The 26,569-nt window shown below is 65.1% G+C and carries 31 protein-coding genes; 23 read left to right on the forward strand and 8 right to left on the reverse strand.

The features are described from left to right. Nucleotides 1-23 precede the first annotated feature (23 nt). From BraRD5C2_RS35810 to BraRD5C2_RS35820, 3 genes are all read right to left on the reverse strand, one after another. The gene (locus BraRD5C2_RS35810; RefSeq protein ID WP_223976520.1) at nt 24-602 is read right to left on the reverse strand and encodes an Hpt domain-containing protein; all 579 of its coding nucleotides are present in this window, start codon (nt 600-602) and stop codon (nt 24-26) included. A gap of 9 nt (nt 603-611) precedes the next feature. Beyond that, a complete protein-coding gene (locus BraRD5C2_RS35815; protein ID WP_194460645.1) occupies nt 612-1,157 on the reverse strand; it encodes a response regulator in 546 nt (181 codons plus the stop codon). Nucleotides 1,158-1,273: 116 nt separating this feature from the next. Further along, nucleotides 1,274-2,053, reverse strand: a complete 780-nt coding sequence (locus BraRD5C2_RS35820; protein ID WP_223976522.1) for an NAD kinase — start codon at nt 2,051-2,053, stop codon at nt 1,274-1,276. 162 nt (nt 2,054-2,215) lie between these two features. Here BraRD5C2_RS35820 and BraRD5C2_RS35825 point away from each other — a divergent pair, with 162 nt between their 5' ends. After that, a complete protein-coding gene (locus BraRD5C2_RS35825) occupies nt 2,216-3,799 on the forward strand; it encodes a S10 family peptidase (protein ID WP_223976524.1) in 1,584 nt (527 codons plus the stop codon). 290 nt (nt 3,800-4,089) lie between these two features. Here BraRD5C2_RS35825 and BraRD5C2_RS35830 read toward each other — a convergent pair whose 3' ends face one another. Both BraRD5C2_RS35830 and BraRD5C2_RS35835 read right to left on the reverse strand, forming a co-directional pair. After that, nucleotides 4,090-5,469 carry a M20/M25/M40 family metallo-hydrolase gene (locus BraRD5C2_RS35830; RefSeq protein WP_223976526.1) on the reverse strand — a complete coding sequence of 460 codons (1,380 nt, stop codon included), beginning with the start codon at nt 5,467-5,469 and terminating at the stop codon, nt 4,090-4,092. A 188-nt stretch (nt 5,470-5,657) separates the two neighbouring features. Then, nucleotides 5,658-5,876 carry a GDCCVxC domain-containing (seleno)protein gene (locus BraRD5C2_RS35835; RefSeq protein ID WP_097674195.1) on the reverse strand — a complete coding sequence of 73 codons (219 nt, stop codon included), beginning with the start codon at nt 5,874-5,876 and terminating at the stop codon, nt 5,658-5,660. A gap of 230 nt (nt 5,877-6,106) precedes the next feature. Here BraRD5C2_RS35835 and BraRD5C2_RS35840 point away from each other — a divergent pair, with 230 nt between their 5' ends. The 15 genes from BraRD5C2_RS35840 (at nt 6,107) to BraRD5C2_RS35910 (ending at nt 19,233) form a co-directional block, all read left to right on the forward strand. Further along, on the forward strand, nt 6,107-6,664 hold the full coding sequence (locus tag BraRD5C2_RS35840; RefSeq protein ID WP_223976528.1) for a sigma-70 family RNA polymerase sigma factor: 558 nt from the start codon (nt 6,107-6,109) through the stop codon (nt 6,662-6,664). After that, nucleotides 6,661-7,302, forward strand: coding sequence for an NrsF family protein (locus BraRD5C2_RS35845; RefSeq protein WP_223976530.1), 642 nt, complete (start codon nt 6,661-6,663; stop codon nt 7,300-7,302). Before BraRD5C2_RS35840 ends, BraRD5C2_RS35845 begins: the two co-directional genes overlap by 4 nt. Nucleotides 7,303-7,417: 115 nt before the next feature. Further along, nucleotides 7,418-7,693 carry a hypothetical protein gene (locus BraRD5C2_RS35850; protein ID WP_223976532.1) on the forward strand — a complete coding sequence of 92 codons (276 nt, stop codon included), beginning with the start codon at nt 7,418-7,420 and terminating at the stop codon, nt 7,691-7,693. Nucleotides 7,694-7,808: 115 nt separating this feature from the next. Continuing rightward, nucleotides 7,809-8,168: a hypothetical protein gene (locus BraRD5C2_RS35855; protein ID WP_223976534.1), complete on the forward strand. Its 360-nt coding sequence runs from the start codon at nt 7,809-7,811 to the stop codon at nt 8,166-8,168. Between the two features lie 101 nt (nt 8,169-8,269). After that, nucleotides 8,270-8,677: a FixH family protein gene (locus BraRD5C2_RS35860; RefSeq protein WP_223976536.1), complete on the forward strand. Its 408-nt coding sequence runs from the start codon at nt 8,270-8,272 to the stop codon at nt 8,675-8,677. Beyond that, on the forward strand, nt 8,674-10,131 hold the full coding sequence (locus tag BraRD5C2_RS35865) for an efflux RND transporter periplasmic adaptor subunit (protein ID WP_223976538.1): 1,458 nt from the start codon (nt 8,674-8,676) through the stop codon (nt 10,129-10,131). The genes BraRD5C2_RS35860 and BraRD5C2_RS35865 overlap by 4 nt, the downstream gene beginning before the upstream one ends. Further along, nucleotides 10,128-13,286, forward strand: a complete 3,159-nt coding sequence (locus tag BraRD5C2_RS35870) for an efflux RND transporter permease subunit (RefSeq protein ID WP_223976540.1) — start codon at nt 10,128-10,130, stop codon at nt 13,284-13,286. The genes BraRD5C2_RS35865 and BraRD5C2_RS35870 overlap by 4 nt, the downstream gene beginning before the upstream one ends. 133 nt (nt 13,287-13,419) lie before the next feature. Next, nucleotides 13,420-13,872, forward strand: coding sequence for a hypothetical protein (locus tag BraRD5C2_RS35875; protein ID WP_223976542.1), 453 nt, complete (start codon nt 13,420-13,422; stop codon nt 13,870-13,872). Between the two features lie 77 nt (nt 13,873-13,949). Further along, complete coding sequence (locus tag BraRD5C2_RS35880; protein WP_223976544.1) at nt 13,950-14,261, forward strand: hypothetical protein; 312 nt, start codon at nt 13,950-13,952, stop codon at nt 14,259-14,261. Nucleotides 14,262-14,270: 9 nt separating this feature from the next. Then, nucleotides 14,271-15,689 carry a TolC family protein gene (locus BraRD5C2_RS35885; RefSeq protein ID WP_223976547.1) on the forward strand — a complete coding sequence of 473 codons (1,419 nt, stop codon included), beginning with the start codon at nt 14,271-14,273 and terminating at the stop codon, nt 15,687-15,689. A gap of 13 nt (nt 15,690-15,702) precedes the next feature. Beyond that, nucleotides 15,703-17,058, forward strand: a complete 1,356-nt coding sequence (locus BraRD5C2_RS35890; protein ID WP_223976549.1) for a multicopper oxidase family protein — start codon at nt 15,703-15,705, stop codon at nt 17,056-17,058. A 44-nt stretch (nt 17,059-17,102) separates the two neighbouring features. Next, on the forward strand, nt 17,103-17,576 hold the full coding sequence (locus BraRD5C2_RS35895; protein ID WP_223976551.1) for a cupredoxin domain-containing protein: 474 nt from the start codon (nt 17,103-17,105) through the stop codon (nt 17,574-17,576). A 29-nt stretch (nt 17,577-17,605) separates the two neighbouring features. After that, nucleotides 17,606-17,902, forward strand: coding sequence for a copper-binding protein (locus BraRD5C2_RS35900; protein WP_223976553.1), 297 nt, complete (start codon nt 17,606-17,608; stop codon nt 17,900-17,902). Nucleotides 17,903-18,064: 162 nt separating this feature from the next. Next, nucleotides 18,065-18,814 (forward strand): cation efflux transmembrane domain-containing protein, encoded by a 750-nt coding sequence (locus tag BraRD5C2_RS35905; RefSeq protein WP_223976555.1) that lies wholly within the window; start codon nt 18,065-18,067, stop codon nt 18,812-18,814. A gap of 140 nt (nt 18,815-18,954) precedes the next feature. Beyond that, nucleotides 18,955-19,233, forward strand: coding sequence for a hypothetical protein (locus BraRD5C2_RS35910; protein ID WP_223976557.1), 279 nt, complete (start codon nt 18,955-18,957; stop codon nt 19,231-19,233). A gap of 94 nt (nt 19,234-19,327) precedes the next feature. On the opposite strand, the gene BraRD5C2_RS35915 is transcribed toward BraRD5C2_RS35910, so the two are convergent. Then, the gene (locus BraRD5C2_RS35915; RefSeq protein ID WP_223976559.1) at nt 19,328-19,873 is read right to left on the reverse strand and encodes a tetratricopeptide repeat protein; all 546 of its coding nucleotides are present in this window, start codon (nt 19,871-19,873) and stop codon (nt 19,328-19,330) included. A 287-nt stretch (nt 19,874-20,160) separates the two neighbouring features. On the opposite strand from BraRD5C2_RS35915, the gene BraRD5C2_RS35920 reads away from it, so the two are divergent. The 4 genes from BraRD5C2_RS35920 (at nt 20,161) to BraRD5C2_RS35935 (ending at nt 22,567) form a co-directional block, all read left to right on the forward strand. Further along, on the forward strand, nt 20,161-20,481 hold the full coding sequence (locus BraRD5C2_RS35920; protein ID WP_223976561.1) for a His-rich protein BRANT: 321 nt from the start codon (nt 20,161-20,163) through the stop codon (nt 20,479-20,481). Between the two features lie 216 nt (nt 20,482-20,697). Continuing rightward, on the forward strand, nt 20,698-21,138 hold the full coding sequence (locus tag BraRD5C2_RS35925) for a hypothetical protein (protein WP_223976563.1): 441 nt from the start codon (nt 20,698-20,700) through the stop codon (nt 21,136-21,138). A gap of 276 nt (nt 21,139-21,414) precedes the next feature. Further along, nucleotides 21,415-22,131 (forward strand): outer membrane protein, encoded by a 717-nt coding sequence (locus BraRD5C2_RS35930; protein ID WP_223976564.1) that lies wholly within the window; start codon nt 21,415-21,417, stop codon nt 22,129-22,131. A 196-nt stretch (nt 22,132-22,327) separates the two neighbouring features. Further along, a complete protein-coding gene (locus BraRD5C2_RS35935; RefSeq protein ID WP_050402822.1) occupies nt 22,328-22,567 on the forward strand; it encodes a DUF6719 family protein in 240 nt (79 codons plus the stop codon). 63 nt (nt 22,568-22,630) lie between these two features. Here BraRD5C2_RS35935 and BraRD5C2_RS35940 read toward each other — a convergent pair whose 3' ends face one another. Beyond that, nucleotides 22,631-22,882 carry a hypothetical protein gene (locus BraRD5C2_RS35940; protein WP_223976566.1) on the reverse strand — a complete coding sequence of 84 codons (252 nt, stop codon included), beginning with the start codon at nt 22,880-22,882 and terminating at the stop codon, nt 22,631-22,633. 502 nt (nt 22,883-23,384) lie between these two features. Between BraRD5C2_RS35940 and BraRD5C2_RS35945 the strand changes: the two genes are divergently transcribed. The 3 genes from BraRD5C2_RS35945 (at nt 23,385) to BraRD5C2_RS35955 (ending at nt 25,889) form a co-directional block, all read left to right on the forward strand. Beyond that, entirely contained in the window at nt 23,385-23,753 is a 369-nt protein-coding gene (locus BraRD5C2_RS35945) for a hypothetical protein (RefSeq protein WP_223976569.1), read from the forward strand. Then, a complete protein-coding gene (locus tag BraRD5C2_RS35950; RefSeq protein WP_223976571.1) occupies nt 23,750-24,598 on the forward strand; it encodes an alpha/beta fold hydrolase in 849 nt (282 codons plus the stop codon). Before BraRD5C2_RS35945 ends, BraRD5C2_RS35950 begins: the two co-directional genes overlap by 4 nt. A 133-nt stretch (nt 24,599-24,731) precedes the next feature. Then, on the forward strand, nt 24,732-25,889 hold the full coding sequence (locus BraRD5C2_RS35955) for a DUF2652 domain-containing protein (protein ID WP_223976573.1): 1,158 nt from the start codon (nt 24,732-24,734) through the stop codon (nt 25,887-25,889). A gap of 33 nt (nt 25,890-25,922) precedes the next feature. Here BraRD5C2_RS35955 and BraRD5C2_RS35960 read toward each other — a convergent pair whose 3' ends face one another. Then, the gene (locus BraRD5C2_RS35960) at nt 25,923-26,468 is read right to left on the reverse strand and encodes a hypothetical protein (protein ID WP_223976575.1); all 546 of its coding nucleotides are present in this window, start codon (nt 26,466-26,468) and stop codon (nt 25,923-25,925) included. Nucleotides 26,469-26,569 lie beyond the last annotated feature (101 nt).

Here is a 26,569-nt window from a genome sequence, read left to right on the forward strand (position 1 = left end):
GTGGCCGCCGCCGCGGCGCGCTGCTATTCGCTCGGTGCGATGCTCGGCGCGAGGATGGCCTCGAGATGCTCGGGGCGGTCGCGGTTGGCGTGGGTCAGGAATTCATCGGCGATGCCGCGAAGCTGCTTGCTCAGCACGCCGGCCACGACCGCGGTGTCGAGCTTGGTGCGGTTCCGCACGATCGCCTGCACGGCATTGATGTGGTGCGCAATCAGCTGCTGCGGCACCGTGGCGAGATCAGGCGCGTGCTCGATGATGCGGCACAGGCTCTCGGCCGCCGCCGCCGCCGAGGGATAACCGAATGTTGCGGCATCGCCCTTGATGTCGTGCGCGGCGCGGAACAGCTCCTCGCGCGTCTTGTCGTTGAAGCCCTCGCGTTGCACCGTGGCGTGCGCGGCGGAGAGGCGGTCAGCCTCGATCGTCATCCATTCCTTGAACTCGCCCGACAGCCCGGCGAGCGCCTTTTCGGCGCGGCCGACCGGATCGTCGAGATCGCTCTCGGGGACGCGCAGCAGCACCTTGCGCAGCGGGTTCGGCTGCGTGATGACATGGTGGGTGCGGAAGCTCTTGACCTCGATCGTCCCGGGTTTGTCTTTCGCCATGGCGATATCCTAAATGCTCGAGCGCGCCTTCTCGAGCAGCGACGGCTGTTGCAGGATCTCGACCTCGCCGCTGCCGCGGCGTTCGGGGCCGATATAGGTGTTGGTGGTGTTGCGGCGGCGGTCGGGGCCGAAGTAGGTCTTGGTCTTGATGAACGGACGCGGATTGGCGACCACGTTCATGATGCGCTGGTAGAGGCCCTTGGCCGAGATCGGCTTGGCCAGGAATTCGGTGACGCCGGCATCGCGCGCCACGGTGACGCGGCGCTTCTCGGAATGGCCGGTCAGCATGATGATCGGCGCGTAGGGATTGCCCTTGGATTCCGGCTGCCGGATCATCTGCGCGAGTTCGAGCCCGTCGAAGATCGGCATCGACCAGTCGGTGATGACGATGTCGGGCACGTAATGGGTGTACATTTCGAGCGCGGTGGCGCCGTCCTCGGCCTCATACACCTCGCGCGCGCCGAACGAATGCAGCAGCGTCCGCAGGATGCGGCGCATGTGCGGATTGTCGTCGCAAATCAAAAATCGCAGCTTGTTGAAGTCGATGCGATACATGGTCCGGTCCCGATCGGGCATACCGGGCCAATGCGGTATTACCCGACGTTAACCATATCCCGCCCGGAGTTAATGATTGGTTGCCGGGCAAGCGGGGCGCGGGATGCGACGCGCCGTCAGTAGCCGAACTGCTCGCGCAGGATGCGCTCTTCCAGCGAGTGGCCGGGATCGAACAGCATCCGCATCGCGATCGTCTTGTCGGAGAGCACCTCGACCCGGCGGACGTCGCGGACCTCGTCATGGTCGGCGACCGCGGCCACCGGGCGCTTCTCGTCCTCGATCACCTCGATCACCACGAAGGCGGAGTTCGGCAGCAGCGCGCCGCGCCAGCGCCGCGGCCGGAACGCGCTGATCGGGGTCAGCGCCAGCAGCGCCGCGTTGATCGGCAGGATCGGCCCCTGGGCGGAGAGATTGTAGGCGGTCGATCCGGCCGGCGTCGCCACCAGGATGCCGTCGGCCATCAGCTCGGGCATCCGCTCATGCTCGTCGATCAGGATGCGCAGCTTGGCGACCTGGTAGGTCTGCCGGAACAGCGCGACCTCGTTGATGGCGTGATGCAGATGCACCGCGCCGTGGATGTCGGTCGCGCGCATCAAGAGCGGATTGATCAGCGACTCCCGCGAGGCCGCAAGCCGCGTGCGCAGATCGTGCGTGGAATATTCGTTCATCAGGAAGCCAACGGTGCCGCGATGCATGCCGTAGATCGGCTTGCCGCTGCGCATGTTGGCGTGCAGCGTCTGCAGCATCAATCCGTCGCCGCCGAGCGCGACCACGACGTCGGCATCGGCGGCCGGATAGTTGCCGTACATCGCCGTCAGCTGCTCGAGCGCCGTCTGCGCTTCCGAGCTCGCGCTGGCGACGAAGGCGATCTTGTCATACCGCTTGGAGCTAGCCATCGCTCACGAACTCGTTTGGCACGGAACACGCCGCGCTCGTCTATACATCCCGGGCGGCCTTGTCGAGATGGTCCGGGAACGGACCGCATGCCTTGCGGCTACCGCCAAGCTAGCGCAGTTTGCGGATGAAATGCGTAAATGTCGGCCCAGGGAGTGAACGGCATGGCTAACAGTTTTGCGACACGGCTCACCGCGGCGTTGCTGGTGGCCTGCCTCGCAACCGCGGCGCGGGCCGACGACGAGGCCCCGCAGCCATCGCCGTCGCCGAGCGCGCAGGCCCCAAGCGGTCAGAACCCAGGCGGCCAGAAGGGACGGGCAGGGCGCGGCGAGACCGGCTCCGGCGCGAACGCCGCGGCCAACACGCCTGCCGCCGAGCAGCACCGCCTGCCGCCGGATTCCACGACCAAGCAATCGGTCGCACTGCCTGGCCGTACGCTCGCCTTCAGCGCGACCGCGGGCTCGATCCGCGTGTTCGACGACAAGGGCGAGCCGCTCGCCGACATCGCCTACACTTCCTATCAGCTCGACGGCGCCGAGAAGGCGAGCCGCCCGGTGACGTTCCTGTTCAACGGCGGGCCGGGCTCCGCGTCGGCCTGGCTGCAATTCGGCAATGTCGGGCCGTGGCGACTCCCGTTCGACGGCGCGGTGGCGTCGGCCTCGCCGGAGCTGCAGCCGAATGCCGACACCTGGCTCGATTTCACCGATCTTGTCTTCATCGATCCGGTCGGCACCGGCTACAGCCGTTTCGTCACCACCTCGGAGGATGCGCGCAAGCGCTTCTTCACCGTCGACGGCGATGCCACCTCGGTTGCGCTGGTGATCCGCCGCTGGCTGGAGAAACACGACCGGCTGACCTCGCCGAAATATGTCGCCGGTGAAAGCTATGGCGGCATTCGCGGACCCAAGGTGGTGCGCAATCTGCAAATGCAGCAGGGGGTCGGCGTGCGCGGCCTGATCCTGATCTCGCCGGTGCTCGATTTCCGCGACTATACCGGCTCCAGCGTCCTGCAATATGTCGCGAGCCTGCCGACCATGACGGCGGTCGCGCGACAGGCGAAGGGGCCGGTGACGCGCGAGGACCTTGCCGACGTCGAGAGCTACGCGCGCGGCGACTTCCTGCTCGATCTCGTCAAGGGGCAGGCCGATACCGAGGCCACCGCGCGGCTCGCCGACAAGGTCGCGAGCCTGACCGGCATCGATCCGGCGGTGAGCCGCAGGCTCGCCGGCCGCTTCGAGATCGGCGAATTCCGCCGCGAGTTCGATCGCAAGAGCGGCAAGGTGACCGGCCGCTACGATGCCTCGGTCGAAGGCTTCGATCCCTATCCGGACTCCAGCTACTTCCACTTCAACGATCCGTCCGGCGATCCCCTGATGGCGCCCTTGACCAGCGCGGCCGTCGACCTCACCACGCGCAGACTGAACTGGCGGCCGGACGGTTCGTATCATCTGCTCAGCGAAAGCGTGAGCAAGGGCTGGGAGTTCGGCCACGGCATCAGCCCGCCGGAATCGGTGACGCAGCTGCGCCAGATGCTGGCGCTCGACCCCAAGCTGAAGCTCCTGATCGGTCACGGCCTGTTCGACCTTGCGACGCCGTACTTCGCCTCGAAGATCATCCTCGACCAGCTGCCGGCCTTCGCGGGTCCGAGCCGCACCAGGCTCGTGGTCTATCCCGGCGGTCACATGTTCTACTCCCGCGACGGCTCGCGCCAGGCCTTCCGCAAGGAGGTCGAGGCGCTGGTGAAGTGAGGGGCGGCGTGGTCTGCGTCGCCCGCCGCAAATGTTGTCGTCGTCCTGGCGAAAGCCAGGACCCATAACCACCAAATTTGATTGTGAGTGAGTTCGTGGCCCCAGCGTCGTGCAACAAAGAGCAGTTGGGGTAAGGGTCCTGGCTTTCGCCAGGACGACATCGAATAGGTGGCGCGATCTCGGGCAAGTTCGGTGTTATCACCGGCGCATTGAATCAGAACCGAAGCCTAGATTGTTGTCTTGACACGTTCTCTGCACGCGAACCGATATCCACTTCGCTCGAAAACGCTCTAGCTCTCGCGCCGGAACTGGCCGAGCTCGTGCAACAACGCAGCCCCGGTCCGCACGCCGCTGTAGAAGCAGTCCAGCGTCATGTTCTCGTTCGGCGCATGGTTGGCTTCGTCCGGATTGGCATAGGGCGTGACGAAGGCGGGGATGCCCAGGAGCTTGGTGAAGACGTAGTTGGGCAGGCTGCCGAAGCCGGCCGGTATCAGCAGCGGCTCCTGGCCATGGGCGGCAACGAAGGCGCGGCGCAGCGGCGCGGTGTAGGGTGAGGCGATCGGCGTCTTCGAGGGCTGCATGCCCATGTCCGCAGCGACGAACTCGACCTCGGGCGCGTGTTTGGCGACGTGAGCGCGAACCTTGCGCAGGATGTCCTCGGCGTCCTGCGCCTCGACGAGGCGGATGTCGCATTTGACGAAGGCCTCGTTCGGCAGCACCGTCTTGGTGCCGGGGCCGCCATAGCCGCCGTGGAAACCGTTGATGGTCAGCGTCGGCTGGAAGCAGAGACGGTCGTAGAATGGGCGGTCGGCGGGCGCGTCGAGGCGCTTCAGTGCAAGGCTCGCTTTGACGGCCTCGATATCGAGCGGCAGGCGCTCGATCGCCGCCAGTTCCTCAGTCGCTGGTGGCTCGACGGCATCATGCAGCCCCTCGATGGTGATCTCACCGGCCGCGTTCTTCATCGTGCTGAGCAAGTGGACCAGCGTCCAAATCGGATTCGGCACGACGCCGCCGAAGTTGCCCGAATGGACGTCGCGGCTGGCATGGCGGCAGCGCAGCTCGAAGGAGACGACGCCGCGCGAGCCGAACTTGATCGTCGGTGCGCCGCTGGCATGGCGCGGGCCGTCCGCGGTGACGGCGAGATCGGCCTTCAGGAGATGTGCGTTGGCGCGCACGAAACCGGCGATGTGCGGGCTGCCGATCTCCTCCTCGCCCTCCAGCAGCAGGATGACGTTGCAGGGCAGTTCGCCGTGCACCTTGAGATGGGATTCGATCGCCAGGATCTGGGCGAAGTGCTGGCCCTTGTTGTCGCCGACGCCGCGTGCATAGAGCCGGCCGTCCCGGATCGTCGGCTCGAAGGGCGGCGATAGCCATTTCTCGAGCGGGTCGGCGGGCTGCACGTCATAGTGTCCGTAGAGCAGGACGGTCGGCTTGCCCGGTGCCTTTTCCCAGCGCGCCACCACCATCGGATAACCCTCCGTGGCGACAAGGCCGGCTTCGAGACCGATCCCTGTGAGCATCTCGAGCAGCAGGGCGCCGACCTCGGCGATGCCGATGTTCTCGGCACTGATGCTCGGATGGCGCAGATAGGCGATCAGGCGTTGCAGGAAGCTGTCGCGGTTGACTTCGATATGGGTGAAGACGGCAGCCAATGCGTCGGAAGAAGCCATGATGAACACCTGACAATGCAGCGGACGTCGCATCGGGAGACTTCGGCGCGATCAGCGTCGGATTGCGCGAGTGCTTTACCTCCCGCTGACGTGACAATCAACGGCGGGACGTCAAGCGCCGCGTCGACAGCGATCAGCGCCGAATGTTGCCCGGCTTGCTCCGGCCCGGGCAAATCAATGGCAGGCGTTCAGGCCGGCCCTGACCCGCCACAGCATTCGCCGCGCGTCTGCACCGGAGGGCAGGGCACCGTCCCGTAAGAGCAGAACACGCAGCAATCGCCGGCAAGCGGCTTGAGGCGGGTGCCACAGCCGCGGCAGTCGTAGAAGAACTGGCAGGCATCGGTCGGCATCGTTTCGGTCGCGGCAAATCCGCATGCCGGACAGGTCAGGGTCGAGACGAGTTGCATGAGCCGTGGGTCCGTTGGTCAGTCCCTCATGTCATTTCGGCGATCGTACAGGTCAAGTGGCAAGATTGTGATCGGCGGTCGCTAAGACGGGCTTATCCAGCCGGGATGAAGCCGCAATCTGGCATCGATGATGCTTTGAACCCGTCGCGGCATCGAAAATATTCGTGATCTGGCCGATCGGCGTGTAACCAAAACGGTCGCTTGAGCGAACCAGACCACAGAAGCGCTGCATGACGACCGCGGAACACGAGCTCAAGCAACTGATGCTTGCCAGCCAGGATGGCGATTCGGCGGCCCACCGGGCCTTGCTGGAGCGCCTGAGCCGGCATTTGCGTGCCTACTACAAGAGCAAGCTTGCGAGGAGTGGCCGCGGCGCGGCCGAGGCGGAGGACCTGGTGCAGGAGGCCGTGTTGGCTATTCACCTGCAGCGGCACACCTACGATCCGGCTCAACCGCTGACGCCCTGGGTGCACGCGGTCGCGCGCTACAAGCTGATCGATTTCCTGCGTCGCACGCGGGCCTCGCGTGCCGACGTGCCGATCGATGCGGCCGACGACATCACAGCCCATGACGATCATATCGGCGCCGAGAGCAGCTTTGACCTCAGGCGATTGCTCAAGCAATTGCCTGATAACATGCAGTGCGCGATTGGGGCCGTGAGGCTCGATGGATTGAGCGTCGCGGAGGCGGCGCAACGCTGCGACATGTCGGAATCCAGCGTGAAGGTCAGCATTCATCGCGGGCTGAAGGCCCTGGCCGCGTTGATCGCCGGGAGGACGAAGCCATGAAGACCGATGAGCTGATCGCGGCGCTCAGCAACAATGTCGAGCCGGTCGATCGCCGGCTGGTCGGCCGGACCGTCGCGATCGCGCTCGGCCTAGGGCTGGTTGCCGCGCTTGGCCTCGTGTTTGCCGGGCTTGGCGTTCGCGCAGACCTCGCCACGCCGCGCGCCGTGATCTTCCTCTCTCTGAAGCTCGCATTCGCGCTCGGCACCGTCGGCGCGGCGTCGGTCTATCTGACCCGGCTTGCGCGGCCGGCCGGCGAGCGAAAGATCTCGCTTGGACTTGCCGCACTCCCGTTCGGGGTGATCATGCTGCTTGCCGCCATCAGCCTCGGACGGGCGCCGAGCTCGCATTGGGACAGGATGGTCATGGGAGACCAATGGCTCGAATGCCTGATCTCCGTTCCGATCATCGCGATCGTGCCGTTTGCCGTGGTGATCTGGGCAGTCAGAAAGGCGGCGCCGACCAATCTGGTGCAGGCGGGCGCATTCGCCGGCCTCGTCGCAGGTGGTGTGAGCGCAGTCGGCTATGCACTGCACTGCACCGACGACTCGTTGCCCTTTGTCGCGCTGTGGTACGGCGGCACGATCGTGCTGTGCACACTTGCCGGTGCGCTACTAGGACCGCGGTTGCTGCGCTGGTGAAGGGCCGTGATCGGACCTCTCACGTCGGCGTGAGCGTGTAACCGGGGCAACGTCGGCTTCGAACTCATGATCGGAAGCGCAAATCAATGCGCTTCGGAAAATCATGGAGCCGATGATGTCGATCAACAAATGCCTTCTTGCCTTCTCAATCCTCGCGCCGCTCGTCGTGGCATCGGCAACCGCGCAGGCGGGTCTGACGGCCTCCGACAGGAGATATTTGCCCAATGAGGCCGCAGAAGCCGCACCGGCGGGTACGGTTGCCGTGCAACGCGACCCGATGTCTGCATTCGGCTACGATCAGGGAGCGATCGGCGTGCAGCCGGCGAATGTCCCGGATGCTGCCCGGACGCCGTGGCGCTATCACGGCGGCCCGAAGTCTCCATATCATTAACCGCTCGATGCAGGGCACCAGGTCGGGATGAATGATTAACCACCCAATCTCCCGCTGGTGCAGTTGTGAACAGGGTGACCTTTTCAGCACCCGTCCTTTGTGAGACTGTCGCAACATGAATGTTCGCCAATTGTTCAGATTGCTGCTCGCCGTCCTCGTGACGGCAGGCCTGACAATTGCGCCGCTGGCTGTGCCCGCGGCGGCCGGATCTGCGCTGACCGGTATGAGCCAGATGGCGGACATGTCTGACATGGCAGCCGATATGCCGTGCTGCCCCGACAAGCAGAACAGCAACGACTGCCGGGATTGCCCGCTGGTTGCGATCTGCATGCTGAAGATCCTGCACGCGGGACCATCGACCGTCGGCCTCGCGGTGCGGCTGTCGACACAGCTGCAATTGCATCCGAACGACGATCTGGTCGCTGACGGGCTGGTCCGTCCGCCGCCCGACCATCCTCCTCGACATTTGGTCTGACTGGCGCCGCAAGCGCCGGTTGCTGCTGCGCGACCTCCGGGGCGCGTGGACGTCGCATGCCGCGCAAGCGGTAGATCAGTTCCAATCGAGGAATGAAACGAATGACGTTGTTCAATACGTCGCGTGCCGTAGCGGCCGCGCTCATCGGCATGGCGCTGGCAGGTACTGCCACTGTCGCGCTCGCCGACATCAAGGATTACGAATTCCAGCTCGTCGACCAGACTGTCCAGGCCGGTCCGGACAAGGTCGTCACCGTCCGGCTGATGAACATGAAGACCGGCAAGGCCGTGCCTGACGCCGTGATCTTCACGACGCGGCTCGACATGGCGCCCGACGGCATGCAGGAGATGGCCACCAAGGTCACGCCGATGCCGGGGACCGAACCCGGCACCTATCGGTTCAAGGCGAACTTCGGCATGGCCGGGCGCTGGCAACTGTCGCTGGGTGCGAAGGTGCAGGGTGAGACCGGCACGGTCGAAAGCAAGCTCGTGGTCACGGCCGGAAAATGAACCGGCTCGCCCTGGCAGGCGCTGCCGCTGCGATCGTTGCAGCGGCAGGCGTCGCATATGTTGGTCGCGGCCTGCCGCCGTGGCCGGGCGCAAATCTTGCCGCCTCTGCCGCGCATGCGGCGGAAGCCGGCGCGCCGATCTATTTCCGCGATCCGGACGGCAAGCCGTCTTACTCGCTGACGCCGAAGCAGACGCCTGACGGCCGCGACTATCAGCCCGTCGCCGCTGGCGCCGATCTCAGCTTCGACGACCCGGAGGCGCCGATGCCGGCGGACATCAAAGCCACGGCCGCGAAGGGCGAGCGTAAGGTCAAATATTATCGCAATCCGATGGGGCTTCCCGACACCTCGCCGGTGCCGAAGAAGGATTCCATGGGGATGGACTACATCGCCGTCTACGACGGCGAAGACAGCGACGGCGGCTCGATCACGCTGTCGCCGGGAAAAATCCAGCGCACCGGCGTCAAGTCCGAAGCGGCACAGATGCGTCGCATCCGCACACTGGTGCGCGCACCCGGCACGATCCAGCTCGACGAACGGCGGGTCTCCGTCATCGCGATGCGGGCCGAGAGCTATGTGCAGAAGGTCGCCGACATCACGACCGGCAGCCGGGTGACCAAGGGCCAGCCGCTGATGGAGATCTACAGCCCGGCGGTGTCGTCCGCGGCGGCCGAATATGTCGCGACCATGACCTCGAAGGCGATCGCAAATATCGAGCCTTACGGACGAGGCTCCAAGCAGCGGCTGACCAATCTCGACGTTCCCGAGACCCTCATCGCCGAGATGGAAAAGAGCCACACGGTACCGCTCGCGTTCCAGTGGTTGTCACCGCGCGACGGCATCGTGTTGCAGCGCGCCGCGATCGAGGGCATGCGCGCCCAGCCCGGCGACGTGCTGTTCCGGATCGCCGACGTTTCTGTCGTGTGGGCACTGGTCGATGTCGCCGAGCGTGATCTCGGCAACATCGTGGTCGGGCAGAAGGTCGTGGTGCGGGCCCGCAGCTATCCCGGCCGCACATTCATGGGCCAGATCAGCGTGATCTATCCGCAGGTCAACAAGGACACGCGCACCGCGCGGGTGCGGATCGAATTGCAGAATGCCGATCTCGCGCTGCTGCCGGACATGTATGTCGACGCCGAGATCGACATCGGCAGCCCGGCGCCGGTGCTGACAGTGGCTGACAACGCGATCCTCGACACCGGGAGCCGCCAGACCGTGCTGATCGACCGCGGCAACGGCCGGTTCGAGCCGCGCGAGGTCAAGCTCGGGCGGCGCGGCGACGGCTATGTCGAGATCCGCGACGGCATCGCCGAGGGCGATGCCGTGGTGACCTCCGCGACCTTCCTGATCGACGCCGAAAGCAACCTGAAGGCCGCAATCAAGGGCTTTGCCGAGGCCGGTGCTGCGCAAGCGACCGCGGCTGACGGCCAGACGACGGACGGAGGCCGGCCATGATTGCCCGTGTCATCGCCTGGTCGGCGCGCAATTTGCTGCTGGTGCTGTTTGGCACCGGCTTTGCGGCCGCCGCGGGCCTCTACGCGTTGCTGCATCTCCCGCTCGATGCGATCCCCGATCTCTCCGACACCCAGGTCATCGTCTACACGGAGTATCCCGGTCAGGCGCCGCAGGTGATCGAGGACCAGGTCACCTATCCCTTGACCACGGCGATGCTGACGGTGCCGAAGTCGAAGGTCGTGCGCGGCTTCTCGTTCTTCGGCGTCTCCTTCGTCTACGTCATCTTCGAGGACGGCACCGACATCTACTGGGCGCGCTCGCGCGTGCTCGAATTCCTCAACGGCGCGGCGTCGCGGCTGCCGGCCGGCGTGTCGCCGACGATCGGTCCCGATGCGACCGGGGTGGGGTGGGTCTACCAGTATGCCGTGATGTCGAAAGAGCTGAATCTTGCTGACACCCGCACCATCCAGGACTGGAACCTAAAATTCGCGCTGGCGAGAGCGGAAGGCGTCGCCGAGGTTGCGAGCGTCGGCGGCTTCGTCAAGCAGTACAATGTGATCCTCGATCCGCAGCGGATGCGCGACCGCGGCATCACCATGCAGCGGATGCGCGATGCGATCCGCGCCAGCAATGCCGATGTCGGCGGCCGCACCGTCGAGCTCTCCGAGTTCGAATATGTCATTCGCGGCAAGGGCTATCTCAGGGATATCAACGACCTCGGCAACATCGTGCTGAAGACCGATAACGGCACGCCGGTGCTGCTGCGTGACGTCGCCCGCGTCGAGCTCGGCCCCGACGAGCGGCGCGGCATCACTGAGCTGAACGGCGAGGGCGAGGTGGCGAGCGGCATCGTGCTGCAACGCTTCGGCGTCAATGCCCTCGACGTGATCGAAAACGTCAAGAAGCGCTTCAAGGAGATCGCGACCAGCCTGCCGAAATCGGTCGAGATCGTGCCGGTCTATGACCGGTCCAACCTGATCTATGCGGCGATCGACACCCTCAAGCGCACGCTGTTCGAGGAAAGCGTCGTGGTCGCGCTGGTCTGCTTCGTGTTCCTGCTGCATGTCCGCAGCGCACTGGTCGCGATCCTGATGCTGCCGGTCGGCGTCCTGATGGCGTTCGGCGCGATGAAGCTGCTCGGGATCGGCTCCAACATCATGAGTCTCGGCGGCATCGCGATAGCGATCGGCGCCATGATCGATGCGGCGATCGTGATGATCGAGAATGCGCACAAGCATCTGGAGCGGGCCGAGCCCGGCCGATCGCGGGTTGCGATCCTGATCGAGGCCGCGGCGGAAGTCGGACCGGCGCTGTTCTTCAGCCTGCTCATCATCACCGTGTCGTTCATGCCGATCTTCACGCTGGAGTCGCAGGAGGGGCGGCTGTTCTCGCCGCTCGCCTTCACCAAGACGTTTGCGATGGCGGCGGCGGCGCTCTTGTCGGTGACGCTGGTTCCGGCGCTGATGGTGATCTTCGTCCGCGGCAGGATCGTCCCCGAGCACAAAAATCCGATCAACCGCTTCCTGATCTGGATCTACCGTCCCGTCATCAACGGCGTGCTGCGGGCCAAGACGCTGGTGATCCTGCTGGCGCTCGCAGCGATCGCCGTCACGGTCTGGCCGGCGCGGCAGCTCGGCACCGAGTTCATGCCCGACCTCAACGAGGGCACGCTGCTCTATATGCCGACCACGCTGCCGGGGATCTCGGTGACCAAGGCAGCCGAACTGCTGCAGATGCAGGACCGCATCATCCGCAGCTTTCCGGAGGTCGTCTCGGTCTACGGCAAGGCCGGCCGCGCCGCCACCGCGACCGACCCGGCGCCATCGGAGATGTTCGAGACCGTGGTCAACCTTAAGCCGAAGCAGCAATGGCGCAAGGGCCTCACGCTCGACGGCCTGATCGCCGAGATGGACAAGGCGCTGCAATTCCCCGGCGTCTCCAATGCCTGGACCATGCCGATCAAGGCGCGCATCGACATGCTGTCGACCGGGATCCGGACGCCCGTCGGCGTCAAGGTGATCGGTCCCGATCTCGCCGTGATCGACAAGCTCGCGCGCCAGGTCGAGCAGGTCGTGAAGGGCGTGCCCGGCACCTCGTCGGCCTATGCCGAACGCGGTCTCGGCGGCTACTATCTCGAGATCACGCCGAACCGCGAAGCGTTGTCGCGCTACGGCATCGCGGTGCAGGACGTGCAGGACACGATCGCAACTGCGCTCGGCGGTCAGACCGTGACCACGACTGTGGAGGGGCGGCAGCGCTTCACCGTCAACATGCGCTATCCGCGCGACCTGCGTGACAATCCGGGCGCGATCGCCAGCGACATCCTGGTGGCGATGCCGGCGGGCGGGGCGGTGCCGCTCGGCGAGGTCGCCGATATCACGCCGGCGCGCGGACCGACCACGATCCGGACCGAGAACGGGCAGCTCGCGACCTACGTCTATGTCGATATCCGCGATCGCGATCTGGGCAGCTATGTCGCGGATGCGCAGCGCGCGGTGCAGGCCGCCGTGCAGTTTCCGGCCGGCACCTACGTGGTCTGGAGCGGGCAGTACGAATATCTGGAGCGCGCCGCGGCACGGCTCAGGATCGTGGTGCCGGTGACGCTCCTGATAATCTTCCTGCTGCTGTATCTCAACTTCCGCTCGGTGGCCGAGACCATGATCGTGATGCTGTCGCTGCCGTTCGCACTGGTCGGCGGGCTCTGGCTGATGTGGGCGCTCGGCTTCAACCTGTCGGTTGCGGTCGCTGTCGGCTTCATCGCGCTCGCCGGCGTCGCCGCTGAGACCGGCGTCGTGATGTTAATGTATCTCAACCAGGCGCTGGCCGAGGTCACCGCGCGTCGCGCTGCTGAGGGCCGCGCGATCGGTCGCGACGATCTCAACCACGCGATCATCGAGGGCGCGGTCGAGCGGGTGCGGCCGAAGATGATGACGGTGGTCGCGATCATGGCCGGGCTATTGCCGATCATGTGGAGCACCGGCACCGGTTCCGAGATCATGCAGCGCATCGCGGTGCCGATGATCGGTGGTATGATCTCGTCGACCCTGCTGACGCTGATCGTGATTCCCGCGATCTTCGCCGTCGTGAAGGGCTTCGCGCTTCGCGCGAGGATGCCGGAGGCGGATGTCTTGCGCCCGTCATGCGACAGCGTGTAGCAGGGGCGGGAAATCCGTTGGCCGGTTCAAACCGGATTGAATGATACCCTGCGGGGGTATATACGATGGCGGTTCGTGGCCGGCTGATTTGCAGCCGGGGTGCGGGCGAGGTGAGTTCGGGGCGATCACGCAGGTGCTGGTGCGGTTGACGAGGTCGGGACGGGTGCGGGCGGGATGTTCCATCATCCTGGCCTATCTGTTCTGTGTCCTCGCGCCGTCCGTCGCACTCGCGTTCGGGGCGCCGTTTCCGTGCCTGACCGATGAGGTCCAGCCATCCGTCGCGGTGCACGTGCATGATGCCTCGATGGCGCATGCTGATAACGCCGCGCACGATTATGCCGGCCACGATCATGGCGGCATGCATATCCATCACGCAGCCGATGGTGCTGAACCGCCGGTCAAGCACAGCCACGACGGCAAGAATTCGTCGGGGTCGTGCTGCGCGATGATGTGCGTGTCGGCGCTGCCCGCTGACCTTCCGTCGGTTGCGGCTCCTTTGCATCCGATTGCAATCCGTCTCGCCGAGGCCTTCCAGAGCCTGCACAGCGAGGCGCCCGCACGGCTTTACCGTCCCCCCATCGCCTGATCCTCAGCTGACATCGTGGCTGCGCCGCGCGTTCGCGTGCGCATGCCTGTGATTCATCTGATGATCGGGACAGACCCATGTTTTCGCATTTCGGGGCGAGGCTCGCCGCCGTTGCCACACGACGTGGCAACCGGCTTGGCCGCCGCGCGCCATCCACATTCGTGTTGCGGATCGCCCCCGCTATCCTCGCAGTCGCGCCACTCACCGGCTGCATGGCCGACGGCCAGCCGCTCGCCGTCGCAGGCGATCCGGCCAACCCGTCGGCGCGCAGCGCCGGCGTCGGCTACCGCTCGACGATCGCGCCCTACAGCAGCCTGCGTCCGGCGCCGCCGCTGCCCTGGCGCGAGCGTAACGATGGCGTGACGCCGCAACCCAAATCTGATCGGTAGGAGGGCGCCATGCGACATCTGGCCATCGCGCCGATCCTGCTGCTGACATCCGCGCTCGCGGGATGCGCGTCGTTCTCGCCTGACGGCGGCATGGGCGTCGTCTCTGATGTGACCGAGCAGGCGATCGGCAAGGACGTTGCTTTCGTTCGCACCAAAGACGAAGCCGCGACCGTCGATGCCGCGGTGAAGCGGCTGCTGGCGCGCAGCCTGACGGCGGATGCCGCCGTCCAGCTCGCGCTGCTGAACAACAAGGGCCTGCAGGCCGCCTATAACGAACTGGCGCTGGCGGAGACCGATCTCGTCGCCGACAGCTTGCCGCCGAATCCGACCTTCTCGGTGTCCCGCATCACCGGCAACGGTGCCAGCGAGGTCGAACGCCAGGTGGTCGGCGATATCCTGGCGCTGGCGACCTTGCCGGCGCGCTCCGAGATCGCGCGCGAGCGCTTTCGTCAGGCACAGCTCAGGGCCGCGCTCGCCACCTTGCGGCTCGCCGCCGAGGTGCGTCGCAGCCATGTCGCGGCTGTTGCCGCGAACGAGATGGTCGCGCTGCTGACCGACGCGAAGGCGACCGCGGAATCGACGGCCCAACTCGCCAAGAAACTCGGCGAGACCGGCGGCATGAACAAGCTCGATCAGGCCCGCGAGCAGGTGTTCTACGCCGAGATCACCGCCGACCTCGCCAGCGCGCGGCAGAACGCGGCGAGCTCGCGCGAGCGGCTGGCGCGTCTGTTGGGATTGTGGGACGGCGATCTCGGCTTCCAGATTCCGAACAAGCTGCCGGCGCTGCCGAAGCGGCCGCTGGAACAGCCGTCGATCGAGGTCGCCGCGGTCGGTCATCGCGTCGATCTGCAGATTGCGCGGATGGAGATCATAGCGCTTGCCAAGGCGCTCGATCTCACCGAGGCGACGCGCTTCGTCACGCTGCTCGACGTCGCCGGCATCGACAGGCGGACGCGCGATCCGGAAGGCCCACCGTTCAAGGAGCGCGGCTTCGACGTCCAGTTCCAGATTCCGATCTTCGATGGCGGCGAGGTGCGGGTGCGTCAGGCGGTCGAGACCTACCGGCAGGCGATGAACCGTCTGACCGAGAAGGCGATCAACGTCCGCTCCGAGGCGCGCGACGCCTACCGCGTCTACCGCTCGACCTACGACATCGCGAGCCACTACCAGCGCGAGGTGTTGCCGCTGCGGCAGATCATCACCGAGGAGATGCAGCTGCGTTTCTCCAGCATGCAGGTCGACGTGTTCGCGCTGTTGACCGAAGCGCGGCAGCGGCTCGGCTCGCTGCGCGCGGCGATCGATGCCAAACGCGATTTCTGGCTGGCGCAATCCGACTTGCAGACCGCGATCAACGGCGGCGGCCCGGCGGCCGCGCCGTCGACACCATCCGCCGTCGCCTCGACCGCACCCGCGGCCGGCGATCATTGAACGGAGACAGAAGATGTTTTCACGTCGAGGATTTTTGGGGAGCGCGGCGCTGGTCACGGCAAGCGCTGTCAGTGGCCGCGTCCAGGCCGCCGCGATTCCGGAAGCGCCGACCATGGACAAGGCCGTAATGCAGCCGCCGCTGCATCCGACCAGCGGGCCCGACTACCGGCCGGTGGTCACGCTCAACGGCTGGTCGCTGCCGTGGCGGATGAACGGCGACTGGAAGGAATTCCATCTCGTCGCCGAGCCGGTGGTGCGCGAGTTCGCCGACGGCATGAAGGCCAATCTGTGGGGCTATAACGGCCAGGCACCGGGACCGACGATCGAGGCGGTCGAGGGCGACAAGGTCCGCATCTTCGTCACCAACAAACTGCCCGAACATACCACGGTGCACTGGCACGGCATGATCGTGCCGTCGGGCATGGACGGCGTCGGTGGCCTCAACCAGCCGCACATCAAGCCGGGCAAGACCTTCGTCTACGAGTTCGAGCTGAAGCACAGCGGGACCTTCATGTACCACCCGCATTCCGACGAGATGGTGCAGATGGCGATGGGCATGATGGGCATGTTCATCGTGCATCCGCGCGATCCGGCGTTCCGTCCGGTCGACCGCGACTTCGTCTTCATCATGAGCAGCTATCTCATCGATCCCGGCACCTATCTGCCGAAGGTCAACGAGATGACCGACTTCAACATGTGGACCTGGAACAGCCGCGTCTATCCCGGCATCGATCCGATGCCGATCCGGCTCGGCGACAGGATCCGCGTGCGGATCGGCAATCTCACGATGACCAACCATCCGATCCATGTGCATGGGCACAATTTCGCGGTGACCTGCACCGACGGCGGCTGGGTGCCGCAGAGCGCGCAATATCCGGAGACCACGACCGACGTGCCGGTCGGCGCCGTCAGGGCGTTCGACATGCTCGCCGACAATCCCGGCGACTGGGCGTTTCACTGCCACAAGTCGCACCACACCATGAATGCGATGGGCCACGACGTCAGAAATTTCATCGGTGTGTCGCGCCAGGATCTGGCGAAGGCGGTCGGCAAGCTCGCGCCCGACGCGATGGTGATGGGATCGACCGGGATGGCGATGGGCAACATGGAGATGCCTGCGCCAGACAACACGTTGCCGATGATGACCGGGACCGGACAATTCGGGCCGATCGAGATGGGCGGCATGTTCACGGTGATGAAGATCCGCGACGGGCTCGGCCGCGGCGATTACGCCGATCCCGGTCCCTACAACTATCCGCCGGGCACCGTCGCCTATGAGGTTGAGGCGCCCGCCGCCGAGCCCGCGCGTCAGCCGCCGGCGGCTCCGGAGCGAAAAGCCAAGCCATCGATGAAGGGAATGAAGATGTAGCGGATCGACGCGCCATCCCACGACACGCAACCATCAAAAGCAAAATGGAGAATCCAGTGAAGCACGTCACCACCATCGGCATCGCCCTTGTTGCGCTGTCGATCACCGCGGCGCCGTCGCGCGGTCACGAAAAGCACGATCACCAATCCTATTCGGCCGGCGAGCCCGGTGATCCCAGCAAGCCGTCGCGCACGGTCGAGGTCGAGATGAAGGAGATGGAGTTCACGCCGTTCCGCATCGAGGTCAAGCGCGGCGAACAGATCCGCTTCGTGATCAAGAATGCCGGCACTGAGGATCACGAATTCCTGCTCGCGACCACCGAGGAGAATTTGAAGCATGCCGAAGTCATGAAGAAGCATCCGCATATGGAGCATGACGATCCGAACGGCGTCCGCCTCGCGCCCAAGAAGACCGCCGAGATCGTGTGGAAGTTCACCAAGGCCGGGACGTTCGAATATTCCTGCCTGATCCCCGATCACCGCGACTACGGGATGACCGGCCGCGTCATCGTGAAATGAAATCGACAACGAGAGAAAGGACGACAACAATGAACAGGATGACCCGGATCGTAGCCGCAGCTGCGCTGGCGCTGACACTGGGCGGCGCTTTCGCGCAGGCCGCAGCGATCAACGGCGAGGTCAAGAAGATCGACGAGGGCGCAGGCAAGATCACGCTCAAGCATGGGCCGGCCAAGACCCTCGGCATGGATGAGCCGATGACGATGGTCTACCGGGTCAAGGATCCCGCGCTGCTCAAGCAGGTCAAGGTCGGCGACAAGGTCAAGTTCGAAGCCCAGGAGGGCGACGGTGGCTACACCGTCACCACGATCCAGAAGGCGAAGTGAGCCGACGCCCGTATCGTCGCTCCGCGCACGTGGGGCTGTCGGCTGACATGCAGCCGGCAGCCCCCGCTAGTGCGGGGCATCATCAAAGCAGAGCTGTTCCAGACCGATCGGCTTGAATGCGTGATGCGAGCGGCCTTATCCTGTGGTCTGGAAGGAGAAACAATGAGCGATTGCTGCGAGCAGAAGACGTCTGAATGCTGTGCGCCACCGCCGCTGATACTGCCGGCGAAGGCCGGCGCGCCGTCATCGGATCGTCATCACACGGTTGATGCGTGCGGCTGCTCGGGCGGCGTTCCGGTGTTTGACGGCCTCGATCCGCGCTACAAGCGCGTGCTCTGGACCGTCATTGCCATCAATGGCGCGATGTTCCTGACCGAGATGATCGCGGGTCAGCTTGCCGGATCGCAGGCGCTCAAGGCGGATGCGCTCGACTTCCTGGCCGACACCGTCACTTATGGACTGAGCCTTGCGGTGATCGGCGCAAGCCTGCGGATGCGTGCGTCGGCGGCGCTGCTGAAGGGTGCTTCGCTGAGCCTGATGGCGCTGTGGGTCGTCGGCTCGACGGTCTACCAGACCCTTATCCTCGGTGTTCCGAAGGCCGAGGTGATGGGCGCGATAGGGACGTTGGCGCTTGCGGCGAATCTGTCGTCCGTTGTGCTGCTGCTGCCCTACAAGAACGGCGACGCCAATGTCCGCTCGGTCTGGCTCTGTTCGCGCAACGATGCGATCGGAAACCTCATCGTGATGGTGGCCGCGCTCGGCGTGTGGGGAACCGCCACCGCCTGGCCCGATCTCGCGGTCGCCGCGGTGATGGCGATGATATTCCTCACCTCGTCGGTGCAAATCCTGCGGCAGGCCTGGGCCGAGTATAGCGAGACGGCGCTGCGCAGCCCGACGGCGGCGCATGGTTGATTGAGCCGCACCCGCCCGTGTGCTGCTGCCGGAGGCGTGCGCGGGCATTCGCCTTGCATTTACCTTAAATGATGGCCCCGGGGGAACGACCGTGGCAGCGGCGCGTTGCTGTGCATCATTCGTGCGCAGAAGGCCCCTCCATGACAATCAACGCGGCAATACTGATGGCGGCACTGGTGCTATCGGGAACCGTGTTGGCGCAGAGCTCCGGTCCGTCGGCCGGCTCAGCGGGAGCCGAGCAGGCCGCCAACGTCGCCACCACCGGCCAGGCGATCAACACTGGCAAGCAGACCGGCGACAGCGGCCCGCCGATCGCGAAGGCCGCGCATCCGGCGAAGCCGGCGGAAAGCGCTGATGGCAGCACGGTCGGCGCGAGCCGTCCGAAAAAGCCCGACCGGCGCCTCGAGCACTACCCGTAGGCTGCGCTCCACCCATCCAGCGGCTAGGGAACAGCAAAAAGCCGGCGCAGTCGTCGCGACTACGCCGGCTCGATGTTTGGACGGTTGCCTTAGCTCAATAGACCAGGCCGGTGCCCGGGGGCTTCTCCAGCGCGGCGGCGAGCGAGCGATATTCGTCGCTGCTGGTGCCGGCGAGCTGGGCGATGCGGTTCAGGTGGTATTGCGCCTGATCGCGGTTGCCCTGTTCGACCTGCCAGAGGCCGTAATACTGCCAGGTGCGCACATGGGCCGGGTCGGCCTTCAGCGCGCGCTCGTACCAGACCTGCGAGACCTTGTAGTCGCCGAGCTTGCGATAGGAATAGCCGATCAGGTTCGCGACGTCGGCACGGTCATCATGGCCGAGCGCCTTCAGCTGCTCGATCGCGGCGGTATAGTCGTGCTTGTCGTAGATCGTGGCATAGGCGGCGTGATAGCCGGCCAGGAACTTCTGATCGTCGATCGCGGAGCTCTTGTCCTTCTTCGCCTTCTTGCCCTTGCCGCCGCTGTCGGAAGCCGGCGGGGAGGGATTGTCGCCGCCTGCAGCGTAGGCCGAGATGACCGGCCCGGCGGCGAGGGTCATCGAGAGCACTGCGAGGCCCAAAAACTTCGTCGTCCTGCTCATTCCTGGTTGCTCCTGATCGTTCCTGATCGTGCTCGGTAATCCTACACCCAAGCCTGCTGACTTGAACACCCGAGGGTGCAGAACATTCCCGGCCGGTGCCACGATTGCGTGATCCCTGCGATCGGCCGGCAGGGGCAGGCCAACATGACCAAGATGTCATTCACATGAATGAATTCCGTCCATGCCCTTCAGAACGGGTTCAGTGCGCGGCCCATAAGGTCACGTGCATTGATCGGTGAGGCCGACCATCCGGCCGGAGACCTCTCGATCCCGCAGAGGAGACCACCATGCTGAAGACGATTTCCGCCGCGCTGCTCGCCATGTCCGTGATCGCAGCGCCCGCGCTCGCCGCCGAGGCCGGCAAGACCGCAACTCCGGCGCCGGTGACCACGACCGCTCCGGCGACCAAGGCCGCTCCCGTCATCAAGAGCGAGCAGCTGCCGTCGAAGGTGCGCAACGCCAACGCCAAGATGCACCACAAGCACTATCGCCATCACCGCCACCACAAGCACATGGGCATGCTGAAGGTGAAGGCGCCGAAGCATGCGACCAAGCACGTCCACGCCAAGGTCGCCACCAAGCACGTCGTGCCGGCCAAGCGCGGCTGATCAAGCGCGACTGAACCTGATCCGAAGGGCGTCGTTCGATCCACATTGCCCCGCTGCGCCCTTGGGATGCAGACCGGCCCGTCCGTCCATTGCTTCCCCAATGGCGGCGGGCCGGAGTGCGTCCGGGCTTTGAGACCCGGAGGGCGCGGTTACGGGCAGGAACAACCGAGTTGCGAATTCCCCGCCTGGCGGTTTATGAGACGCAAACGGGGCAACATGAAACAGCTGACTTTGCGGACTTCATCAAGACTGGCGGCGATCCTGCTGCTTTCGATCCCGCTCGCCGGCTGCCTCACCAGCGATGACGGCGGCAGCTCGACCACCTTTACCGACGATCGCGGCGTCGCCAACCAACCGTTTCCGGACCGGTACCGCGACCAGATCCTGGCCTTCATGCGGACCTATCTGAACAACCCGGTCGGGGTCCGCGAAGGCGGGATCGCCGAGCCGGTGCAGCGCACGGTCGGCGGCCGGCTGCGCTACGTGGTCTGCCTGCGCTACAGCGCAAAGGAGACCGACGGCAACTACCGCCCGGCCCGGGAGCGCGGCGTCCTGTTCGTCGACGGCCGGCTCGACCGCATCCTCGACAATGCCGCCGAGGCCTGCGCCGGCGCGTCCTACGCGGCATTTCCCGATCTGGAAAAGATGTCGCGCTGACAGCGGCGGGCTGTCGCAAGCCTCACCGGATCGTTAGCGAGCTCCGATCACTTTTCGGGGAGGGCTGAACTTCACCTTAGCCGTTTGCGACTTACATACAGCCGAAATACGGCTGCTTAACCGGTGAAAAAACCCTTCTGTGCCAAGGAACAAACGGGCGTTGTTGCGACCCTGTCACAGCTCGGAAACATCACAGGTCAGGCATTGCCCCAAAGCAACCTAATTGGCGTCACGTTGTTTGGCTTAACAGCGCAGCGTTCGTAACGGGGATCAAAGATGAGGAAGTTTTTGCTCGGCACAGTCGCGCTGGCCGCCCTTGCGGGCCCGGCATTTGCGGCTGACATGCCGGCCCGCACCTACACCAAGGCACCGCCGCCCTATACCGCCCCGGCGCTCGTCTACAACTGGACCGGATTCTATATCGGCGGCCATGTCGGCGGCGCGTTCACCGACGGCACCAATCTGATGGGCAGCGACGCGCGCTTCATGGGTGGCGTGCAGGGCGGCTTCGACTATCAGTTCGCGCCCAACTGGGTGATGGGTATCGAGGCGCAGTACTCCTGGCTGCCGAGCTCCTCGAACAATGGCCTGACGTTCCCCGCCGGAACGGTTGTGACCGGCAATACCGACCAGCTCGGTTCGGTGACCGGCCGTCTCGGCTACACCTGGGGTCCGGCGCTGCTCTACGCCAAGGGCGGTTATGCCTGGCGCGACAACAACAACATCACGGCGGCGGTCGGCGGCGTGCCGGCGGCCTTCACCACCGATGGCGGTCACAAGGACGGCTACACGGTCGGCGCGGGCCTCGAATACATGTTCGCCCCGAACTGGTCGGCGAAGGCCGAGTACCAGTACTACAATTTCGGCAAGACCACCTTCACCAGCGGTCCGGCCGACGTTGTCGGCGCGAGCTTCCGGAACGACGAACACACCGTCAAGCTCGGGGTCAACTACCGCTTCGGCTGGGGCGGTCCAGTGGGCTCCCGCTACTGATTACATCGTCGTCGCATCGAGATCGAAAGGCCGGCCCTCGGGTCGGCCTTTTTTGTTGGCCGGCCGCTTGCTCGCGCCCCCATATTCACCCGATGTTCAGGCCTGATCGTGCAATGCAAAAAATAATTCCTGCATTGCACGGAACTTTCATCGTGATGCGCTATTGTGGGAACGCCGGGCTGGTGGACAAACAAACATGCGTAGCTTTGCGTTAGGGCTGATCATCTCTGCGGTCTCTGTGCCGTGCTTTGCCCAGACCATCCTCAAATCCGAACCCTTGGCGCTTGCGCCCTATGAGGTCGTGTTCGTGCAGGACGCCTCCTGTACGGCCGGCAAGGTGCTCAAGGTGACCGGGTCGATCCGCGGTCTGCATCGGCGGAAAATCTGCGTGTCGCTCGCCGCCGAACAGGCGTCGCTGGCGACGGCGACGCCGTAACGGCAGCACGACGGCCGCATCGGCATCCGGTCCGCCCCCGCGCACCGGACGATCCGCTGTTCCTCAGTTCAACCGCGGCTCCAGGCGTGCCTCGCGATCGGCATCGGCCTTGTTCTTGACCGGGTCCTCGTTCGGCTCGGGCTGGCACGGCCGGATCTCGTAGTCATTGTCCAGCACCGGGCGAGGCGAGGACTGCTCCTCCTCGGAGACGGCATCCACCACCAGGCCCGATTTCCGGGCAAGCTTCCAGACATCGGCCTCGGTCGGATAGGCCTTGCTCAGCTTGGCGTCTTGATAAAACAGCGCGTACGGCATTCGTCGTTTCCCCAAACAACCGATAACAACGCCAAGGCCCCTCCCGGGTTTCAGGCCAGATCGCCGTTCCGATCACGGAACCGTGAGCGAGGATCCAGGCAAGCATCTGAAAACATGAGTCATTTCGGACCTTTCGCCGGAGGGGCCTGAGTCCTTAATGAGCGGTAAACCCCGGAAAAAAGAATCCCCGGGACTCCTCGGGTAGAATCGCCGGATGTTCCGAGCCATGAGAGCGATCCACCAGCCCCCCTACGAACGCGTACAGCTCGCGCTTGCGGTTGTGCTGCTCGCAGCCTGCGCCGCCAACGTGGCGCTGGTCTGGTCGTGGCTTTAGGGAAAATCTGGCTTTAGCCCAAACCTGTATGTAGCGGCCCACGCGAAAACGCCGTGGCCGCGCGACGCCTCTACCGATTGACGGCCCCGCCATTCCTTCCATCATTGCCGGCAGGACAAGTGCCCGCTGCGGCCTGCGCGGACGGGCCGCGATCGGGGTGGAGCCGACATGATCGAGATGCTGAAGGAACGGGTCAATGGCGACGCCGGCCTGGTGCGGCGCGGCCGCTACCTCACCACGACCTTCCTGCTCGAGATCGGCAAGGCTGCCTGGCTGATCGCGATCCATGAGGGCCGGATCGTGGCGGTGACCAAGGGCCCGTTCGTGATGCCGTCGTCGTCGTTTGCCCTGCGCACCTCGGACGAGGAATGGGACAGGTTCTGCGAAAAGCGGCCGCCGCCGGGCTCGAACGACCTGATGGCGCTGATCAAGCGCCGCGTGCTGAAGGCCGAGGGCGAGCTGCAGATCTTCATGGCGAACCTGCGTTACTTCAAGGAGGCGCTCGGCAAGCTGCGCCGCGAGGGAGCGGCGGCATGAGCGCCAAATTCGAGCCGATCATCGGCCGCTACATGCAGCTCGAGCTGTCCGGCCGGCCGCACCGCGTCTATGTCGAGGAGGCCGGCGAGGGCACGCCGCTGCTCTGCCTGCACACCGCGGGCGCCGACGGACGGCAATATCGCGGCCTGATGAACGATGTCAGCGTCACGCGCAATCATCGCGTCATCGCCTTCGACATGCCCTGGCACGGCAAGTCGTCGCCGCCCCAGGGCTGGCACGACGAGGAGTACCAGCTCACCTCGGCGCAATACACGGCGATGATCCTGGCCGTGATCGATGCGCTCGGCCTCGACAGGCCGATCGTGATCGGCTGCTCGATCGGCGGCCGGATCGCGCTGCATCTCGCGCTCGAGCATCCCGAACGCTTCCGTGCGATCATCGGCCTGCAGGCCGGCGCGCATGTCGATCCCTATTACGACCTGAATTTCCTGCACCGGCCGGACGTGCATGGCGGCGAGGTCGCGGCCGCGATCGTCTCGGGTCTCGTCGGCCCCGATGCGCCGGACAAAGAGAGGTGGGAGACGCTGTGGCACTACATGCAGGGCGGGCCCGGCGTGTTCAAAGGCGACCTCTATTTCTACAAGATCGACGGCGATATCCGCGCCCGCATAGCCGAGATCGACACCAGACGCTGCCCGCTGTTCCTGCTGTCGGGCGAATACGACTATTCCTGCACGCCGGAGGAGACGCTGGCGGTGGCGAACAGCATTGCCGGCAGTGAGGCCACCATCATGAAGGGCCTCGGGCATTTCCCGATGAGCGAGAACCCAAGCGAGTTCTTGAAGCATCTGCTGCCGGTGCTGGAGAAGATCGGCGGCCGCTAGAGCGCTTTCAAGCGAAGTGGATACCGGTTCGCGCTCAGAGAACGCGTCAGAACGAGGGGCGCCGCTCTCGACCGCGTATGGCGCGGTGTGACAGACTGCGTCATTACACGAAAAGGTTACGCGGGAGGTTTACATGCTTCCGAAGGCTGAAGCGGCATATTTCGCGATTGCCGACATTTCCGGCTATACCAACTTCCTCGCGGCGGTCGAACTCGACCATGCGCAGGACATCATCGCCGATTTCATGGACGTGGTGGTGAAAGGGCTGCGTCCGCCATTTCGCCTCGCCAAGTTCGAAGGCGACGCCGCCTTCGTCTACTCGACCGGGACAATCGACGGCTCGCTGCTGCAGGACGCGATCGAGGGCGCCTATCTCAAATTCCGCAGGCGGTTGCGTGACGTTCGCCAGGCCTCGACCTGCGAGTGCAAGGCCTGCGTCGCGATGGGCGATCTCGATTTCAAGTTCGTCGTCCATCACGGCGAGATGGTGAAGCAGAAGATGGGCGGCAGGGAAGAGCTCGCCGGGCGCGACGTAATCCTGGTCCACCGGCTGCTCAAGAACACGGTCGGCGAGAAGCTCGGCGGGCGTGCCTACGCGCTCTACAGCGACGCGGCGATCCGCGCCATGGGCGTCGATCCGGTGGCGCAAGGTCTCATCCCGCATCAGGAAACCATCGACATCATCGGCGACGTGACGCTGTGGGCGCGCGATCTCGAAGCGGCGTGGCAGGAGGACGACGCGCAAACGCGGATGGAGGTGACGCGCGAAGACGCCTACGCGATCCTGGAGTTCGACATCGCCGCGCCGCGGCAAACGGTGTGGGAGTTCATCACCGTGCCCGGGCAATGGATGAAATGGTGGGATGCCGACGACATCATCGAGGAGTCAGGCAAGGGGCGACGCGGTGTCGGCACCAAAAACCATTGCGCGCACGGCAACCATACCAACGTCGAGGAAACGCTCGACTGGCGTCCGGACGATTACTTCACGGTCGGGATCACGCTGCCGGTGCCCGGAGCGCCGCGCATCATCATGACCCGCGCCGTTCTCGACGGCCCGGACGGAACGTCCCGTTTCGAGTTGCGGATCGCCAAGCCGAAGCCGAAGGACAGGGCGTTCCTCGATGGCGCCGCGGCCAAATTCGCCGAGCGCATGACCCAGGCGGTGGCCGACCTGCGATCGATGCTGGAAGACAAGCAGCCTGCCGATGACGCCATGGAAGAGCCGGTACCGGCGCGATCGAGCGGACGCTTCCTGACCGAGCCGGTGAAATCGGGCGCGCGGGGCTGAAGGTCAGCGAACGTCCGGAGATGAGGGCGCCGGTTACTTGCCGGAGCGCGGCAGGTCGCTGTTGTCGCGGATCGCGGCGCGGACCTTGGCCATGGTCGTCGTGCAATATTCCTCGCGCTCCCTGAGGAAACGCTGCTGCTGCGCGCGGAAATTGGCCACCCGCTCGCGCACCTCGGATCCGAAGTCGCCGCTGATGTCGAGCTTGGCAAATTGCGGCGGCTGCGCCGGCGGCGGGGGGACCTCGACGACGGTCACCGTCAAAGGCAGCGGCGCGGGGGGCAGGCCTTCGAGCACGGTCGGCACCGGCAGCGGCGGCGGCATGACCACCCTTTCGACCTCGGCCGTAGGCTCGATCTCCAGGGCGGGCTTTGCCTCCACGGCGGGCTTTGCGTCAAAGGCTAGCTCTGCGTCAAACGCTGCCTCGATCACGGCCGCCGCGGTGGCGGGCAGCGGGGCGGGTGCCGCAGCGGTCCGCGGGGCATGCGCCGGCTCCTCGGCGTCGGGCAGCTTGCCCTTCACCGACTGTACGAAAGCCATTGTCTGCGCGATCAGGAGATCGCGTTCCTTCATCCACTTCATGGCGCACCTTGGGCGCGCGGATTGCAGCAGAGCAACCCCGCGGAATCAAGCACTCGCCATCATGATGGTTGATGAAGACGCCTGTTTTGCAGGCACGGTGA

Source organism: Bradyrhizobium sp. RD5-C2 (assembly GCF_019972155.1).
In the GTDB taxonomy this organism is placed as follows: Bacteria; Pseudomonadota; Alphaproteobacteria; order Rhizobiales; family Xanthobacteraceae; genus Bradyrhizobium.

Excerpts from the sequence above, each read along its gene's own strand:
- BraRD5C2_RS35810 (WP_223976520.1), bottom strand. The coding sequence starts at position 602 with ATGGCGAAAGACAAACCCGGGACGATCGAGGTCAAGAGCTTCCGCACC.
- BraRD5C2_RS35815 (WP_194460645.1), bottom strand. The coding sequence starts at position 1,157 with ATGTATCGCATCGACTTCAACAAGCTGCGATTTTTGATTTGCGACGAC.
- BraRD5C2_RS35820 (WP_223976522.1), bottom strand. The coding sequence starts at position 2,053 with ATGGCTAGCTCCAAGCGGTATGACAAGATCGCCTTCGTCGCCAGCGCG.
- BraRD5C2_RS35825 (WP_223976524.1), top strand. The coding sequence starts at position 2,216 with ATGGCTAACAGTTTTGCGACACGGCTCACCGCGGCGTTGCTGGTGGCC.
- BraRD5C2_RS35830 (WP_223976526.1), bottom strand. The coding sequence starts at position 5,469 with ATGGCTTCTTCCGACGCATTGGCTGCCGTCTTCACCCATATCGAAGTC.
- BraRD5C2_RS35835 (WP_097674195.1), bottom strand. The coding sequence starts at position 5,876 with ATGCAACTCGTCTCGACCCTGACCTGTCCGGCATGCGGATTTGCCGCG.
- BraRD5C2_RS35840 (WP_223976528.1), top strand. The coding sequence starts at position 6,107 with ATGACGACCGCGGAACACGAGCTCAAGCAACTGATGCTTGCCAGCCAG.
- BraRD5C2_RS35845 (WP_223976530.1), top strand. The coding sequence starts at position 6,661 with ATGAAGACCGATGAGCTGATCGCGGCGCTCAGCAACAATGTCGAGCCG.
- BraRD5C2_RS35850 (WP_223976532.1), top strand. The coding sequence starts at position 7,418 with ATGTCGATCAACAAATGCCTTCTTGCCTTCTCAATCCTCGCGCCGCTC.
- BraRD5C2_RS35855 (WP_223976534.1), top strand. The coding sequence starts at position 7,809 with ATGAATGTTCGCCAATTGTTCAGATTGCTGCTCGCCGTCCTCGTGACG.
- BraRD5C2_RS35860 (WP_223976536.1), top strand. The coding sequence starts at position 8,270 with ATGACGTTGTTCAATACGTCGCGTGCCGTAGCGGCCGCGCTCATCGGC.
- BraRD5C2_RS35865 (WP_223976538.1), top strand. The coding sequence starts at position 8,674 with ATGAACCGGCTCGCCCTGGCAGGCGCTGCCGCTGCGATCGTTGCAGCG.
- BraRD5C2_RS35870 (WP_223976540.1), top strand. The coding sequence starts at position 10,128 with ATGATTGCCCGTGTCATCGCCTGGTCGGCGCGCAATTTGCTGCTGGTG.
- BraRD5C2_RS35880 (WP_223976544.1), top strand. The coding sequence starts at position 13,950 with ATGTTTTCGCATTTCGGGGCGAGGCTCGCCGCCGTTGCCACACGACGT.
- BraRD5C2_RS35885 (WP_223976547.1), top strand. The coding sequence starts at position 14,271 with ATGCGACATCTGGCCATCGCGCCGATCCTGCTGCTGACATCCGCGCTC.
- BraRD5C2_RS35890 (WP_223976549.1), top strand. The coding sequence starts at position 15,703 with ATGTTTTCACGTCGAGGATTTTTGGGGAGCGCGGCGCTGGTCACGGCA.
- BraRD5C2_RS35895 (WP_223976551.1), top strand. The coding sequence starts at position 17,103 with ATGGAGAATCCAGTGAAGCACGTCACCACCATCGGCATCGCCCTTGTT.
- BraRD5C2_RS35900 (WP_223976553.1), top strand. The coding sequence starts at position 17,606 with ATGAACAGGATGACCCGGATCGTAGCCGCAGCTGCGCTGGCGCTGACA.
- BraRD5C2_RS35905 (WP_223976555.1), top strand. The coding sequence starts at position 18,065 with ATGAGCGATTGCTGCGAGCAGAAGACGTCTGAATGCTGTGCGCCACCG.
- BraRD5C2_RS35910 (WP_223976557.1), top strand. The coding sequence starts at position 18,955 with ATGACAATCAACGCGGCAATACTGATGGCGGCACTGGTGCTATCGGGA.
- BraRD5C2_RS35915 (WP_223976559.1), bottom strand. The coding sequence starts at position 19,873 with ATGAGCAGGACGACGAAGTTTTTGGGCCTCGCAGTGCTCTCGATGACC.
- BraRD5C2_RS35920 (WP_223976561.1), top strand. The coding sequence starts at position 20,161 with ATGCTGAAGACGATTTCCGCCGCGCTGCTCGCCATGTCCGTGATCGCA.
- BraRD5C2_RS35925 (WP_223976563.1), top strand. The coding sequence starts at position 20,698 with ATGAAACAGCTGACTTTGCGGACTTCATCAAGACTGGCGGCGATCCTG.
- BraRD5C2_RS35930 (WP_223976564.1), top strand. The coding sequence starts at position 21,415 with ATGAGGAAGTTTTTGCTCGGCACAGTCGCGCTGGCCGCCCTTGCGGGC.
- BraRD5C2_RS35935 (WP_050402822.1), top strand. The coding sequence starts at position 22,328 with ATGCGTAGCTTTGCGTTAGGGCTGATCATCTCTGCGGTCTCTGTGCCG.
- BraRD5C2_RS35940 (WP_223976566.1), bottom strand. The coding sequence starts at position 22,882 with ATGCCGTACGCGCTGTTTTATCAAGACGCCAAGCTGAGCAAGGCCTAT.
- BraRD5C2_RS35945 (WP_223976569.1), top strand. The coding sequence starts at position 23,385 with ATGATCGAGATGCTGAAGGAACGGGTCAATGGCGACGCCGGCCTGGTG.
- BraRD5C2_RS35950 (WP_223976571.1), top strand. The coding sequence starts at position 23,750 with ATGAGCGCCAAATTCGAGCCGATCATCGGCCGCTACATGCAGCTCGAG.
- BraRD5C2_RS35955 (WP_223976573.1), top strand. The coding sequence starts at position 24,732 with ATGCTTCCGAAGGCTGAAGCGGCATATTTCGCGATTGCCGACATTTCC.
- BraRD5C2_RS35960 (WP_223976575.1), bottom strand. The coding sequence starts at position 26,468 with ATGAAGTGGATGAAGGAACGCGATCTCCTGATCGCGCAGACAATGGCT.